Source organism: Chryseobacterium sp. R2ACT005, from assembly GCF_049949215.1.
Taxonomy (GTDB): Bacteria; Bacteroidota; Bacteroidia; order Flavobacteriales; family Weeksellaceae; genus Chryseobacterium.
On the sequence record NZ_CP188192.1, the window covers coordinates 1471793 to 1486441 of the forward strand.

At 36.4% G+C, this 14649-nt stretch carries 20 protein-coding genes; all 20 read left to right on the forward strand.

The genetic code is table 11. The annotated features are described in order from the left end of the window. Positions 1-83 precede the first annotated feature (83 nt). The 20 genes from ACPF63_RS06700 to ACPF63_RS06795 all read left to right on the forward strand — a co-directional run bounded on the left by ACPF63_RS06700 (position 84) and on the right by ACPF63_RS06795 (position 14379). A complete protein-coding gene (locus ACPF63_RS06700; protein WP_426482478.1) occupies positions 84-674 on the forward strand; it encodes a Crp/Fnr family transcriptional regulator in 591 nt (196 codons plus the stop codon). A gap of 77 nt (positions 675-751) precedes the next feature. Next, the gene (locus ACPF63_RS06705) at positions 752-1159 is read left to right on the forward strand and encodes a VOC family protein (protein WP_077416497.1); all 408 of its coding nucleotides are present in this window, start codon (positions 752-754) and stop codon (positions 1157-1159) included. A 96-nt stretch (positions 1160-1255) separates the two neighbouring features. Further along, positions 1256-1666, forward strand: a complete 411-nt coding sequence (locus ACPF63_RS06710) for a VOC family protein (RefSeq protein ID WP_077416499.1) — start codon at positions 1256-1258, stop codon at positions 1664-1666. Between the two features lie 31 nt (positions 1667-1697). After that, positions 1698-2159 carry a hypothetical protein gene (locus ACPF63_RS06715; RefSeq protein WP_426482479.1) on the forward strand — a complete coding sequence of 154 codons (462 nt, stop codon included), beginning with the start codon at positions 1698-1700 and terminating at the stop codon, positions 2157-2159. A gap of 209 nt (positions 2160-2368) precedes the next feature. Then, entirely contained in the window at positions 2369-2869 is a 501-nt protein-coding gene (locus ACPF63_RS06720) for a DinB family protein (RefSeq protein WP_228408794.1), read from the forward strand. A gap of 2 nt (positions 2870-2871) precedes the next feature. Further along, positions 2872-3648 carry an alpha/beta fold hydrolase gene (locus ACPF63_RS06725; RefSeq protein ID WP_426482480.1) on the forward strand — a complete coding sequence of 259 codons (777 nt, stop codon included), beginning with the start codon at positions 2872-2874 and terminating at the stop codon, positions 3646-3648. Between the two features lie 148 nt (positions 3649-3796). Further along, positions 3797-4228, forward strand: a complete 432-nt coding sequence (locus ACPF63_RS06730; RefSeq protein ID WP_047377588.1) for a VOC family protein — start codon at positions 3797-3799, stop codon at positions 4226-4228. Between the two features lie 195 nt (positions 4229-4423). Continuing rightward, entirely contained in the window at positions 4424-4837 is a 414-nt protein-coding gene (locus tag ACPF63_RS06735; RefSeq protein WP_219072864.1) for an SRPBCC family protein, read from the forward strand. Positions 4838-4872: 35 nt separating this feature from the next. Continuing rightward, positions 4873-5112 (forward strand): hypothetical protein, encoded by a 240-nt coding sequence (locus tag ACPF63_RS06740; RefSeq protein WP_228408796.1) that lies wholly within the window; start codon positions 4873-4875, stop codon positions 5110-5112. A gap of 163 nt (positions 5113-5275) precedes the next feature. Beyond that, positions 5276-6142 (forward strand): VOC family protein, encoded by an 867-nt coding sequence (locus tag ACPF63_RS06745; RefSeq protein ID WP_426482481.1) that lies wholly within the window; start codon positions 5276-5278, stop codon positions 6140-6142. Between the two features lie 47 nt (positions 6143-6189). Continuing rightward, the gene (locus ACPF63_RS06750) at positions 6190-7023 is read left to right on the forward strand and encodes an SDR family oxidoreductase (RefSeq protein WP_426482482.1); all 834 of its coding nucleotides are present in this window, start codon (positions 6190-6192) and stop codon (positions 7021-7023) included. Positions 7024-7136: 113 nt separating this feature from the next. Further along, positions 7137-7565 (forward strand): ATPase, encoded by a 429-nt coding sequence (locus ACPF63_RS06755; RefSeq protein ID WP_077416511.1) that lies wholly within the window; start codon positions 7137-7139, stop codon positions 7563-7565. Between the two features lie 69 nt (positions 7566-7634). Continuing rightward, positions 7635-8093 carry an SRPBCC family protein gene (locus tag ACPF63_RS06760; RefSeq protein WP_426482483.1) on the forward strand — a complete coding sequence of 153 codons (459 nt, stop codon included), beginning with the start codon at positions 7635-7637 and terminating at the stop codon, positions 8091-8093. Between the two features lie 168 nt (positions 8094-8261). Then, entirely contained in the window at positions 8262-8720 is a 459-nt protein-coding gene (locus ACPF63_RS06765) for a DoxX family protein (RefSeq protein WP_426482484.1), read from the forward strand. A 176-nt stretch (positions 8721-8896) separates the two neighbouring features. Beyond that, the gene (locus ACPF63_RS06770; RefSeq protein WP_077416516.1) at positions 8897-10900 is read left to right on the forward strand and encodes a S9 family peptidase; all 2004 of its coding nucleotides are present in this window, start codon (positions 8897-8899) and stop codon (positions 10898-10900) included. A gap of 427 nt (positions 10901-11327) precedes the next feature. Continuing rightward, the gene (locus tag ACPF63_RS06775; protein WP_228720129.1) at positions 11328-11882 is read left to right on the forward strand and encodes an RNA polymerase sigma factor; all 555 of its coding nucleotides are present in this window, start codon (positions 11328-11330) and stop codon (positions 11880-11882) included. Positions 11883-11893: 11 nt separating this feature from the next. Then, entirely contained in the window at positions 11894-12226 is a 333-nt protein-coding gene (locus tag ACPF63_RS06780; RefSeq protein ID WP_047385469.1) for a hypothetical protein, read from the forward strand. A gap of 91 nt (positions 12227-12317) precedes the next feature. Further along, positions 12318-12575 (forward strand): hypothetical protein, encoded by a 258-nt coding sequence (locus ACPF63_RS06785; protein WP_047385468.1) that lies wholly within the window; start codon positions 12318-12320, stop codon positions 12573-12575. A 248-nt stretch (positions 12576-12823) separates the two neighbouring features. Then, positions 12824-13357, forward strand: a complete 534-nt coding sequence (locus tag ACPF63_RS06790) for an alpha/beta hydrolase (protein WP_426482485.1) — start codon at positions 12824-12826, stop codon at positions 13355-13357. 374 nt (positions 13358-13731) lie between these two features. After that, complete coding sequence (locus ACPF63_RS06795; protein WP_426482486.1) at positions 13732-14379, forward strand: J domain-containing protein; 648 nt, start codon at positions 13732-13734, stop codon at positions 14377-14379. Positions 14380-14649 lie beyond the last annotated feature (270 nt).

Sequence of the window (14649 nt, forward strand, 5' to 3'; positions counted from 1 at the left end):
AAGTGCTGAGTTCTTTGTTTAATGTTTTTTGCTCTTAATTCAATTAAAAATTTTACTTTTAAAGACTTAAAAAATTGACACCAATGACCAATAAGGCTTTAGAAATCTGCTATGATTTTCCCTTCTTCTTCCCTGAAGAGCTTGCTGAAATATTTCAGGCTCATGAAAAAACATCTTTCCAGAAAGGTGATTTCATTCTTGAAGAAGGAAAAACAGCCAATGAATATTATATTCTTGAAAACGGATTGGCGCGTTCCTATGTTAATGATTTCAACGGAAATGAAGTAACCACTCATTTTTTCGTAGAGAATGAAGTGATTATTGAAGTTTTGTCAATGTTTCAGCGAGTTCCGTCTCAGGAAAATATCGCTTGTATTACAGATTGTGAATGCTGGAGGCTGGATTATGATACGTTCCAGGAATTGTTCCATAAAATCCCAAATCTCAGGGAATGGGGAAGATCATGGATGTCTCAGGAGCTTTTTGCCTACAAACAGCGCTCCGTAGAAATGTTCACGCTCTCAGCAACCAGAAGATACCTTAATCTGCTGGAACAAAAATCTAAAGTCATACAATTTGCGCCATTGAAGCAGATTGCTTCCTATCTGGGAGTTACAGACACCTCCTTAAGCCGTATTCGTAAAGAAATAGTTTCCCATCCTAAGAAAAATTAAATCTTGCCTTATGACAAGTTGATTTTCATTGCACCTTGGTAATTTTGGATTACAAATTAACACTAAAATTATAAAAAATGAAAGTCAATCAAATTTATGTGAACCTTCCTGTAAAAGATGTACAGAAAACAAAAGAATTCTGGACCAAGGTAGGTTTTTCGATTAATGAACAATTCTCTGATGATAAAGCAACCTGTGTTGTGTTGAATGATACCATCTATGTGATGTTTCTGCAGGAGGATTATTTCATGACCTTCACCAATAAACCTGTTGCCAAAGAGAATACCAGTCAGGTTCTTGTAGCAGTAGGGCTGAACAGCCGTGAAGAAGTAGATAAAGTAGTGAATACCGCTGTAGACAACGGAGCGTGGCAGCATGAAGAACCTCAGGATTACGGATGGATGTATCAGAATTCTTTCTGGGATCTGGACGGGCACGGCTGGAATATCACTTTTGCCGATCTATCTCAAATGCCAACAGAATAATTAAATCCAAATAAAAATTAAATCTTGTCCTATGACAAGCATATTCTTACCGTATCCTGGTAATTTTGAACTACAATCACCACTAAAATTTACAAAATGAATATTAATGATATTTACGTCAATTTACCCGTAAAAGACGTACAAAAAACCAGAGAATTCTGGACAGATCTTGGCTTTTCTATCAATGAACAGTTTTCAAACGATAAGGCAATATGTGTAGTAATGAAGAAAGATCATATTTACACGATGTTTCTGAAAGAAGAATTTTTCCAAACCTTTACCAACAGGCCTTTTGCTAAAGGAGATACCACACAGGTACTTCTTGCCATTGGGGTAAACAGCCGGGAAGAAGTAGATCAAATGGTAAAAACAGCCATTGGAAACGGAGGCTCAAAATATGGTGAGCCCGTAGATTACGGATGGATGTATCAAAGTAGTTTTGCTGATATCAATGGCCATCAGTGGGAAGTGATGCATGGAGATGTATCTCAGATGCCTGCAGAATAACATTATCATTCACTTATTAAATACATATCCAATGGAAGCAATATCAAACGATATAGAATTAATAAAGAATCAGGTTGTAAGCAACTATCAGGTGATTTCTTTGAATATTGACGGCATTACCCATGAAGAATCTATGATTTTTCCTAATGGTGAAGCCAATTGTATGAATTGGATTCTGGGGCATTTAATCCATATCAGAAATCCCTTTCTTAATATTCTAGGCGAAGAATCCGTTTGGGACAGTGAAAAGTTTTCATGCTATAACAGAGGGGAAATTCCTTTGGAACGGAAAGATGAATTGGTCAGCTTTGAAGATTTAAAATCCTACTTGAAACAATCTCAGGAAAGGCTGGAAACAAAACTCGGTACTCTTACGAGCTTTAAACCTGAAATGGTTAATGATATTTCAACGCTAAGCCTTCATGAGATTTACCACAGCGGACAACTGGGTTATCTCCGCAGAATTTTAGGAAAACCGGGCGCTATAAAATAAATTCCTTGCTTCGCTTGGAATGACAAATGAACTGTCAAATTTTTCCATGCTATTTTTAGAAGAGTACAACTTTATCGAAGATAAAATCTTCGCGCCTTAAAAACACACAGCTTATAGAAACCTTGTGTCTTTGCGTTTATCCGACTCTTTACCCTTTAATTTCTAACTTCTAATCTCTAATTAAAATGGACACACCAAAATCAAAAAAAATGGAACTCGTTATTCCGGCTTACAGAATGCATTCCCAAAGCTTTATGAATGTTTTGGACGGCATTTCGGAAGAAGACGCGTTGAAAAGAATTGAAAATAAAACCAACCATATTGTATGGATGGCAGGAAATTTTGTTAACATGCGCTATGGCTTAGGCTGGGTGCTTGGAATACAGGAAGAAGACCCTTACAGTGACTTGTTTTTCCAGGGAAAAGCACTGGATGAAAGCTTTAAATATCCAACTTTAACTGAATTAAAAGAAAACTTTCATAAAATTTCTGCTAAAGTATACCAAAGACTTTATGAAGTAACTGATGAAGAACTGGATGAGATATTTGAAATAGGAATGAATATTCCGTTTATTAAAGAGACAAAACTCAATTTTGTCGGAATGTGTATCGGCCGTGAAGATTATCTCTGCGGGCAGATAGGCCTGATGCGCAGAATTCTGGACTATCCCGGAATGAAATATGATGTGGACGAAAATCTTAAATATTAATTATGAATCCGGTAGAAAAAGGCTATAAAAAAGTCAATGGAATCCAATTATATTACGAAATCTATGGATCCGGAAAACCCCTGGTTTTAATCCATGGCGGAGGTTCTTCTATTCTGTATGATTTTAAAGAAGTCATTGCCAGACTGGAAGACAAGTTCCAGCTCATAGGGATCGATCTGCAAAACCACGGACGCAGTGAACACCGCGATATTCCTGAAACATTTGAACAGGATGCTGACGATGTTGCCGGACTTTTAGCAGAATTAAACATTGGAAAAGCTTCCTTCTGGGGATTCAGCAATGGTGGAAGTACGGTAATGCAGATTGGACACCGCCATCCCGGAATTGTAGAAAAACTGGTCGTTGCCTCAGCATTTTATAAAAGAAACGGAATGATAGACGGCTTTTTTGAAGGAATGCAGGAAGCAACTTTTGAATCGATGCCGGAACCTTTCAAAATTAATTTTTTAAATCTCAATCCTGATTTTTCAAAACTGGAAAACCTTTTTGAGAAAGACTGCAAACGGATGCAGACGTTTAAAGACTGGGATGATGAGGTGCTGGCTTCCATACAATCACCTACATTATTCATCAGCGGTGATCAGGATGTGATGAAACCGGAGCATGCTGCAGCGATGTGGCGTCTGGTGAAAGGCTCCCGGTTAATGATACTTCCTGCAACTCATGGTGTTTATATGATGCCTGACTTTGACGGAAGTATTGATGTAAACTTAATAGACTTTACCGTAAGAGAAGTGGAAAAATTTATAAACCATTAAGAATTTTGAAAAATAGGAAATGGAGCTCAGTGAATTGTAATGATTTAACAATCAAGCTGTATTTACTATTCATACTAAATTAATTATTCCTTAATGGATCAACAATAGAACCTTATATTTTATAATAATAACTTTAAAATTAAAAATCATGGCTAAATTAAATCCGTATCTGAATTTTGATGGAACAGCTGAAGAAGCGTTCAATTTTTACAAAACTGTTTTCGGGGGTGAATTCGTCGGAGGAATTCATAAAATGGGAAATGCTCCCGGTACAGAAAACCTTTCAGAAGAAGAAAAAAACAGGGTAATGCACATTGCTTTGCCTATTGGAGGTGACCTTTTAATGGCATCAGATATTGTACCGGGTTTTGGGCAGACTCTGACTGTAGGAAATAATAATTATGTTTCTATTTTCCCGGATTCCAGAAATGAAGCCGACAGAATCTTTAAAGAACTTTCTGATGGCGGAAATGTAGAAATGCCGATTGAAGATCAGTTTTGGGGAGACTATTTCGGATGCTTTCAGGATAAATATGGTGTTCATTGGATGGTGAACTATAATGATGAATATGCAAAATAATCTTATATTTAACTAATGATAAAAAGAGGTGTGGCTGTCTCGTAAGTGTCATTCTGAATGAAATGAAAGGTAATGAAGAATCTCAAGTACTTGTTTATCAGTAAGATTCTTCCTTTGTCAGAATGACGAAAAACAAATTATTTGACTTTTGAGACAGCTATAACTCTTTACTTAAACTATAAAAAAATTAGAACTATGGATCCAATTAAAATAGACATTACAATTTTAGCACCCGTTGAAAAAGTCTGGAATTATTTCAATGAGCCAAAACATATCACAAAATGGAATTTTGCCCATGAAAGCTGGCAGTGTCCTAGTTCTGAAAATGACCTGAAGGTAGGAGGCAGATTCAAAAACAGAATGGAAGCTAAAGACAAAAGTTTCGGATTTGATTTTGAAGGCGTTTATGATGAAATCATTCCTCACGAGGTGATCAAATATCATATGGAGGACGGACGGAAAGTAGAAGTTGTTTTCGATAAAATAGATGAAAATACAACGAAAGTTATTGAAATTTTCGATCCGGAAAAACAAAATTCTGTGGAAATGCAGCGAGATGGCTGGTATGCTATTCTTAATAATTTCCACAAGTATGCTGAGAATCATTAACAATATTTTTTGTAGCCATGATCAATTTAGTTATCATGTCCAAGAGTTTAAATTCCATTTATGCTTTTAATTATGACCCTAAAGAAGAATTTCTTCATGGGGTTATTGCAATACCTGCAAGAAGAGCCTTAGAAAAAGAAAAAATAAATTCTTTGGAAAAACTTTCAGATTATTCCGAGAAAGAAATTATGCAGCTTCATGGTTTCGGGAAAAATACGATGGTAAAGCTGAAGAATTTTATGAAAGAAAATCAGGTATGCTTTAAAGAAGCATAGAAAGTATAACCAGACATATCTAAGATGTCTTGCAGATAAAGTGAAGCAGCTTCCTTTAAATGTAAAGACATAAGATTTCTTTTGCTGTAAAATTTCAGCAGGTAAAAACTATCCCTAAGAAAAAAGAAAAACAATATAAATCAATCCATTTAAATATAAAATTATGAATAACGATATTTTCCCATGTCTCTGGTATGACGGAGATGCCAAACAGTCTGCCGAATTTTATTGTAAAGTTTTTGGGGGTGAGATTACAGCAGATACACCTGTAGTGATGAATATTGATTTGTTCGGACAAAGATTGATGCTTCTGAATGGCGGTCCGCAATTCAAAAAAAATCCTTCCATATCTTTCATGGTAATTTGTGAAACAGAAGATGAGGTACAAAAATACTGGGATCAGCTGCTGGAGGGCGGAATAGCTTTGATGGAGCTGGGATCTTACTCATGGAGTCCAAAATACGGTTGGGTTCAGGATAAATATGGAGTAACATGGCAGTTGTTTTTGGGTGAAAAAGCAAGTGAGCAGAAAATAATTCCTACCTTAATGTTTATTCATCAGAACAATGGAAAAGCAAAAGAGGCAATGGAACTTTATACCAAAACGTTTCCCAACTCAAGCATAGGAAACATATTGACCTATGGAGCAGGAAGTGAAGGGCACGACATCCCGGAACCAGCAGAAAATGTTCAGCATGCCCATTTTACGATAGACAATTACAACGTATTCTGCATGGATAATTCTTACGATCATCAGTTTGATTTCAATGAAGGAATATCATTGGTGGTAATGACGGACAACCAGCAGCAGACCGATAACTACTGGAACACTCTGACAGCAGATGGTGGCAGAGAAAGTATGTGTGGCTGGCTGAAAGATAAATATGGGTTGAGCTGGCAGATAGTGCCTAAAAGACTTATTCAGCTAATGAACGATTCTGATCAGGAAAAAGCCTATAAAGTAGTTCAGGCTATGATGAAAATGCAGAAAATTATCATTCAGGATTTGGAGGATGCTTATCATTCTTAATCTATTTCGGCGTATTGTTTGATGTGATTTAGAGAAAAGATTTGCATATGAAAACACAGAACAAATCAGAATCTAAGTCAAAAGTCCCTAAAGAAGGGCTGTTTCCGGAAATTATCCGGAACGATTATCAGGGAAGTCGGAAACTGCTTGGAAAAAAAGCGGTAATCTCAGGAGGAGACAGTGGAATAGGACAGGCTGTAGCCGTTCATTTTGCCAGAGAAGGAGCGGATGTTGCTATCATCTATAGAGAAAGTGACGATGATGCCAGAGAAACCAAAAAACTGGTTGAAAAAGAAGGACAGAAATGCCTTCTTATAAAAGGCGATCTTACCCGGAAAACATTCAGGACCAAGTGTGCAGACAAGATTAAAAAAGAGTGGAAGAAGCTTGATATTCTTGTGAATAATGCAGGAATTCATACTTCCAAAAGCAGCCTGGAAAAAATCTCTGATGAGCAGATTCAGGAAACATTTGATACCAATATCATTTCTATGATTTCTTTCACCAGAAATTTTCTTCCACTGATTGGAAAAGGAGGAAGAATCATCTGCACAACCTCTGTCACAGCATACCGTGGAAGCGATCATTTATTGGATTATGCCGCTACAAAAGGAGCAGTGTTGTCTTTTATCCGTTCACTGGCGGATAATCTTGCCGAAAAAGGAATTCTGGTGAATGGAATTGCACCCGGACCTATATGGACTCCGCTGGTGAAAGAAGCTTTTGATGATCTTTCCAGATTTGGAAAAGATACTCCGCTGAAGCGTGCGGGGCAGCCGTCGGAAGTAGCTCCTGCTTATGTTTTTTTAGCTTCTAAAGATGCAAGCTATATCACAGGAGAAATCATTCACATCAATGGAGGTGATTTTGTCGGAGGATAGAATGAGAAGTTAGGAAGTTAGAAATTGTAGTTTAATACACTCTTACTTTAAAACCTTCAATTCCAACCCAATCACTTGCCACCCATTATCTACAACCAAATACCTAAAATAAAATGGAACGATTATCATATGAAATAGAAATCAATGCCGAACCTGAAAAAGTATGGAGCGTCCTGTGGGCAGATATTACATACAGGCAATGGACAACGGCATTTACAGAAGGTTCTTTCTATGAAGGAACACTTGAAGAGAACAATATTGTTAAATTTCTTGACCCAAAAAACAATGGAATGTACAGCAGGGTAGAAAAAGTTATTCCCAACGAAGAAATAAAATTTCTGCACCTGGGAGAAATTTATGACGGTATTGAAGTTCCTCAGGACTGGGGAGAAGCAACGGAAGCTTATTTTCTTGAAGAAAACGAAGAAGGAACTCTGCTGAAAGCAGAAATACAGACTCCTCCCGAATTTAAAGACTTTTTTGAAGAGAAATTTCCAAAAGCGATGAACATCGTTAAACACCTTTCAGAAAATCAGCTTTAAACACATCAGGTTGAAACAGACCTGATATTGAAAGTAATTCATAACCAAATCACTGTAAAAATATAAAAAATGGAAACTTTATCATATGAAACAGTAATTGATGCTCCTCTACAGAAAGTATGGGACATTCTTTGGAATCCTGAAACGTATAGTGAATGGACCCTGTTTTTCGGTGCAGGATCTGTCATGAAATCCGATTGGAAGGTAGGCGGAAAGACCTATTTTCTTAATGCTGAAGGAGAAGGAATGGTTTCAACCATAGACAGCCTGGAAGAACCCAATCAGATTGTTTTTAAACATCTGGGAATGGTAGATAAAAACGGAATAGAGGATACCCAAAGCAAGGAAGTAATGGAATGGAACGGAAGCTTTGAAAAATATTTTTTAATAGACTTTGGTGGGAAAACAAAACTTCATGCTGAAGTTCAGGTTGAAAAACAATGGGAAGATCACATGAACACTGGCTTTACAAAAGGTCTGATGGTCGTGAAAAGTCTTGCAGAAGGAGTAAGTCTTGATTCTGTGTAAAGGAGTTCAAAGTTTAAAGTTCAAGGTTTAGAATTTAAAGTTTGAAATTGTTGATTATCTAATCATAGTCTCAAATCTTTTACCTTCATCCCTAATCCCTAATCCCTAATCCCTAATCCCTAATCCCTAATCCCTAATCCCTAATTACTGCTACCTATCCCCTAAAAAATGAAACTACTCATAATACTTTTTACAACATTTATTCTGGCTTTGCTGGGAACTTTTTTGCTCCATGGAAAGCCGGATTTTATATTTTCAGGAAATCTGGGAATGGCTGTATTTATCATATTTACAGGTTTTTCACATTTTAAATTCCAAAAAGGGATGGCCATGATGATTCCGGAGTTTATTCCTGCCAGAATGTTTTGGGTATATTGTACAGGAGTACTGGAAATTGCAGCGGGAATCGGGCTTATGATTCCGGCAATTCGTGAAATTACCGCAATTTTACTGATCATTTTTTATGTATTGGTTTTTGTTGCCAATATCAAGTCTTCCAGGAAAAGGATTAATATTTTTAAAGCAGATTACACCGGCCCGGGAATGAAGTACCTTTATACTCAAAGGATTCCCATGCAGATTATCTTAATTGTCTGGACATGGTATTTCGGAATTTATTTACACTAGATAAAAAAGACAGTCACTAAGGCTGTTTTTTTCATATAATTGATATTTTTTTTAATTAATTGATAAAAGAGTGTAACGTTTTGTGGGTATCATATGTCTTATTATATAATGCATTTGTTTTCTATTGTTTTAAAAATGAGTGCTTTCTGATAACTTGAACCTTAAAAACAGAAGTTATGAACCTAAATCACAACATTTTCGGTACAGCCCTTGTTGTACTATCTACCATTATGATCAACGCACAGAGCTCTACTGCCAAACTGCCGGGAGATCCTACCTTACCGTCTTCCAAAGGTAATCTTGAGAAACTTATTTCTTATGACAAAGGAAACTTTAAATACAAAGTGGAAGACTATTTTGCAAGACCAAAAGCTTCGGCATTTAAAATTTCTCCTGACGGAAAATACCTTTCCTATAAAGAAAAAGATCAGGATAAAAAGAACCACGTTTATGTAAAAGACCTGAGTACAGGAAAAATTACTAAAGCCATCGTAGAAAAAGATGACCTGATCAGAGGGTATGGCTGGCTGAATAAAAAACGACTTTACTACACACAGGATAGAGGAGGAAATGAGAATATTCATTTGTATGCTACAGATGCAGATGGTGGAAATCAGAAGGATTTAACACCCTTTGACGGAGTAAAAGTACAGTCGATCATTCCTATCAAAGATACAGACTTTGTTGTGGTTACCATGAACAAAAACAATAAGCAGATCTTTGAACCTTTTAAAATCAATTATGTTACTGGAGAAATGACCCAATTATATGAAAATAAAGATGTCAACAGTCCTATTGACGACTATATTTTTGATAAAGACGGGACTTTGAGAGGCTACAGCATTCTTGAAAACGGATTGACAACAAAGACTTATTACAAAGATCTGCAGACAGGAAAATTCAATCTGATCAAATCCGCAGACTGGTCTGATACCTTCAGTATTATAGAGTTTAATGAAAATTCTAAAAATAAAGATGAAGCGTATGTAGTGACGAATCTGGATAGTGATAAAGCCAGAATTGTACTGTATGATCTAAAGAAAAATGCAGTGATTAAAGAAATTTATTCTAATCCTGTATACGATGTAAGTTCTATAAGTACAGCCGGTAAAAACAGAAACTATGAACTGGATTTTATCAGCTATGAGGGAATCAAGGGAGAAACAGTTCCTGTAAGTAAATTTTATAAGGAAATAGACGACAAATTGAAGTCTCAGTTTGGAGACAAGGAATTCGGCATTGTTTCTTCCGATGACAATAATGATAAACTTCTGGTTGTTGTAGGAAGTGATAAGCTGTATGGAACCTATTACGAATATGATACAAAAACCAAACAGACCAAGCTTCTTTACAACCTGATGCCTCAGCTGAAGGAAGAAGATATGGCTGAAATGAGACCTATCGAATTTAAAAGCAGAGATGGATTGACTATCCATGGATATATCACACTGCCTAAAGCCGCGTTGGAAGGGAAAAAAGTTCCTTTGATTGTAAATCCTCACGGTGGCCCGCAGGGAATCAGAGACAGCTGGGGATTCAATCCGGAAACACAGCTTTTTGCAAGCAGAGGATATGCCACACTTCAGGTCAACTTCAGAATTTCCGGAGGATACGGAAAATCATTCCAGAAAGCTGGTTACAAACAGATTGGAAGAAAAGCGATGGATGATGTAGAAGATGGAGTAAAATATGCCATTGAGCAAGGGTGGGTAGATAAAGATAAAGTAGCCATTTATGGAGGAAGCCATGGTGGATATGCCACTCTGATGGGGCTGATCAAAACTCCTGATCTCTATGCTTGTGGTGTAGATTACGTAGGGGTATCCAACATTTTTACCTTCTTTGCTTCCTTCCCGGAATATTGGAAACCCTATAAAGAAATGGTAAAACAAATCTGGTATGACCTTGACAATCCTGAAGAAGAGAAAATTGCTAAAGAAGTTTCACCTGTTTTCCAGATTGACAAGATCAAGAAACCTTTATTTGTAGTACAGGGAGCTAATGATCCAAGGGTAAATATCAATGAATCTGATCAGATTGTAAAAGCAATGCGTGCCAAAGGCTTTGAAGTTCCTTATCTGGTAAAATATGATGAAGGACACGGATTTGGAAAAGAGCCGAACAGAATAGAACTTTACAAATCAATGTTAGGATTCTTTGCGGAGAACTTTAATAAATAAACGATTAATGTAATAATAACGGAAACGGAAGGCTTGGGTCTTCCGTTTTTTTTGTCATTACGAGCCAGGCAAAAGAGTTTTATGGTAAAATTTGTTCTTGTACAGTTAGAATGAATTGCCAACTACTTTTGCTATTCAGAGCGAAATAGAGTGGGGCGTGGAATCCCAACTCACCGTATTCCATCCTAGCCCTGATAGCAGCGGTTACCCCGGAGCATGGGTGGGAGAGTCGGAGGGTTGGGGTTGCGGGACAGCTTGGCGTGAGGAGTATGAGCGGATAGCGGGAAATAGCTCCTTAAAAAAACATGAAATAAAAACTCGATGGATAAAAGAAAAATTAAATTATAAGAAAAATATTTTAAATTTATTAAAGTAAAACCAAAAGGCTGGCCGTCATAGCAATATGGAGGTTGTCGAAAAAATAACAATGCCACAGAAGGAGAAAGAAAGCATCATCTCACAGACCGTTTCCAACTACGGAGGGAAGCTGATGTCCTATATTCGTCCGAAAGTGAAAAACACGGAGGATGCGGAAGATATTCTGCAGGAAGTGTGGTATCAGTTCAGTAGCCTTACAAATATTTCGGAGATTGTAAATGTTGGTGGGTGGCTATATAGGGTAACGGCGAATAAAATTACAGACCGTTACCGTAAAAAGAAAACAGAAAATCTTGAAGATTTCGTATATGAGGATGAAGACGGGAGTTTTTCTATCAAGGATATCCTTTTACTGGACGATAGCGCAGGTCCTGAGGTAAAAATGTTTCAGGATGAGATCTGGAAAAAGCTGTTTGAGGCACTTGACGAACTTCCCGAAAAACAAAGACTGGTCTACGTAGAAAATGAACTGAACGACAAAACCCTCCAGGAGATTGCCGATGAACAGGGAGAAAACATCAAAACCATCATCAGTAGAAAAAACTATGCTGTGAAGCATTTGAGAAACAGATTGAGAAAATTGTACGAAGATTTAAAAAGTTAGAAAAAGAAATTATGAATTATAAACACAAAAAGGGTTGGATTTTTTTATTGTTATGCCCGCCATTAATTTTAGCCGCTGTTACATGGATTGTAATGCTGCTTTGGAATTGCCTTCTCCCGGAGATTTTAGGAGTAAAAGCCATCACATTCTGGCAGGCAATGGGAATACTGATCCTAAGTAAAATTCTTTTTGGAGGTTTCCATTTCGGTAAAGGAATGAAAGATTTTAAGGAAAGAAAAATGAGAGAAAAAATGGAAAGCTGGTCACCTGAAGAAAGAGAAAAATTCAAAGAAGTATGGAGGAATAAATGTTCAGGTGGATTCTTCAACAGAAACAACGAATAATTTGAGAATTTTAAAGAAGTAGTAAAGTAAAATGCAAATTCATTCGTCTCTATAAAAAACAAGAAGTAGTAAAATTTAAAATTTTGAAAAAATGAAAAATTCAGCATTAAAAGGAGCTCTGGGAGCATTAGCTGTTGTGGGCGTAGCCTTAATCGCTAAAAAAGCAATACAAAGAAAAAGATTTATCAAAGGTATTTTTGATGAGTATGGAATCAAGGAAAAATCACCTTTCGGGCTGGCAGATAAGATCAGAGAAATGAATGATGAAGACTATCAGGAACTGAAAGGGAAATTCAAAAAAGAATTCCATTCAAGATGCTGCAAAAAGGATAATACCTGCGAAGCATAATACGTAAAGACTAAATTGAAATTGTTTAATTCCGGCGCGGGAAGCAGAGCTTCCCGCGCCGGAATTTTTTATATAAAACGGTTTCCACAAAGGCTTTTTAACACTATATTTGTTATTACTAAATGCTATTTCACGTTATGATGAGGGTCAAAAATATTTTCATTACAGTATTTTTCTTTTTATCAATGATTGTGTTGGGTCAAAAGTCACAACAAAAACAATACATTTTCTTTTTACATAATAAATTTTTGGAAGATCATTCTTTTTGGGAAAAACATCCCAAATATGGTGTTGTAGAATATGAAGCAATACTCAACAAACTAAGGGCTCAAAATACAGTTGTTATTTCTGAGAAAAGAAAAGCAGGCATAGATCCATCGGGGTATGCTGAGAAGGTAAAGAAACAGATTGATAGTCTCCTGAAAAAAGGAATTCCAGCTGGAAGAATAACAGTGGTAGGAACTTCTCAGGGAGGTTATATTGCACAATATGTGTCTTATTATGAGAAGAATCCGCAATTGAAGTTTGTATTTATTGGAGCTAGTTTCAAAGATGATTCTTTGGAAAAGGATAAAAACTTCAGGTTGTACGGAAGAATTCTTTCCATTACAGAGAAATCAGATGACGGACATGTACGGTTATCACAGGAACAAAGGTTTATCAGATCCGGTATTAAGGATTTTAAAGAAATAGAGCTTAATACAGGAATGAATCATGGTTTTCTTTTCAAAGCTCTCAACGATTGGGTTATCCCTACCAAGGATTGGATTTCCCGTAAATAGATATTGGTAAGTCTATTACCTTTTAGTGGTTATCATTGAAGTTGTTGCGAAATGATCTTCGTAATCTGCGGGAAATACCTCTAATCGAAGTTGAGATTTTTCGCTATGCTCGGAATGACAAAAGTGCTGTTGAAATATCCATTTCACTTTTAGAGAAGTACAATTTTATCGGAGATAAAATCTTTGCGTCTTAAAAATATTCAGGCAGCTTAAAAAAACTTGGCGCCCTTGCGTTTTTCAACCAATAGATTACGAGCTGTATTGAGATTGCTTCACCTTCGGTTCGCAATGACTTTTTGATCTATACTTTCAACAAAATTTTACCGTAAACATCAAACACAAAGAAAAATAAATCCTTATTTTTGTATTTCTCAATGAAAGATTACTACTATTTTCTCGGTATATCCCAGGATGCTTCGGAAGAAGACGTCAAAAAAGCGTATCGAAAACTGTCTTTAAAATATCATCCTGATAAAAATGACAATGACGACTTTTTTGCTGATCGTTTTCGCGAAATCCAGGAAGCTTATGAAACGTTGAGTGATCCTGTCAGAAGACGTGCCTATGATCAGAATTTAGAAAATCATCAGAGAAGTTTCAGATATAATATTCCACCTGCGATCAAAACTTTTACAGCAAATAAAATTCATGCGAAAAAAGGGGAGGAGATTATCATCAACTGGCAGACGAGTAATGCCGATGTGGTGAAAGTACTGCCTTTCGGATTAGAAAAGCCATATGGAGAAAGGATCTTTAAGATCACAGAATTTAAAGATGGAAAATTCCAGCTTTTGCTTCATGCAACGAATTCTCTTTTGCACAAAACCGTTGTTCAGGGAATTACCATCACAGAAGTTTTTGAGAACGATTCTGAGAAGTTCAAAAACACGGTGGAAGAAATGTTTAAACCACAGCCTAGAACACGGATTAATAAATCCGGTCAGTCTAAGATTATGATGCTGATCTGGGGAATTGTTATTATAGCGATTGCTATCTATGTGCTGATAAAAAATTTCAGCTAGTTTATGCCATTTTCTTTCTTCCCGGACATTTTTTGCATCTTTTCCCTTTCTTGAATTTCTTACAACACGATTTCTTTTCACAGAACATCTCTTCGTTATTGAATGAGTAAGGTGCCAAAGGCGGAACTTTAAATGGGATAATCATATTCATGCTGCAAATATATTAATTTAGAATAAATATAATTAATAAAATTTCATAAAATTCTTTAAACCTGATCTATAGCAGATATTGCTTGCTTTTTAATAGAGTCTCAGGCTTAAATTCTATGC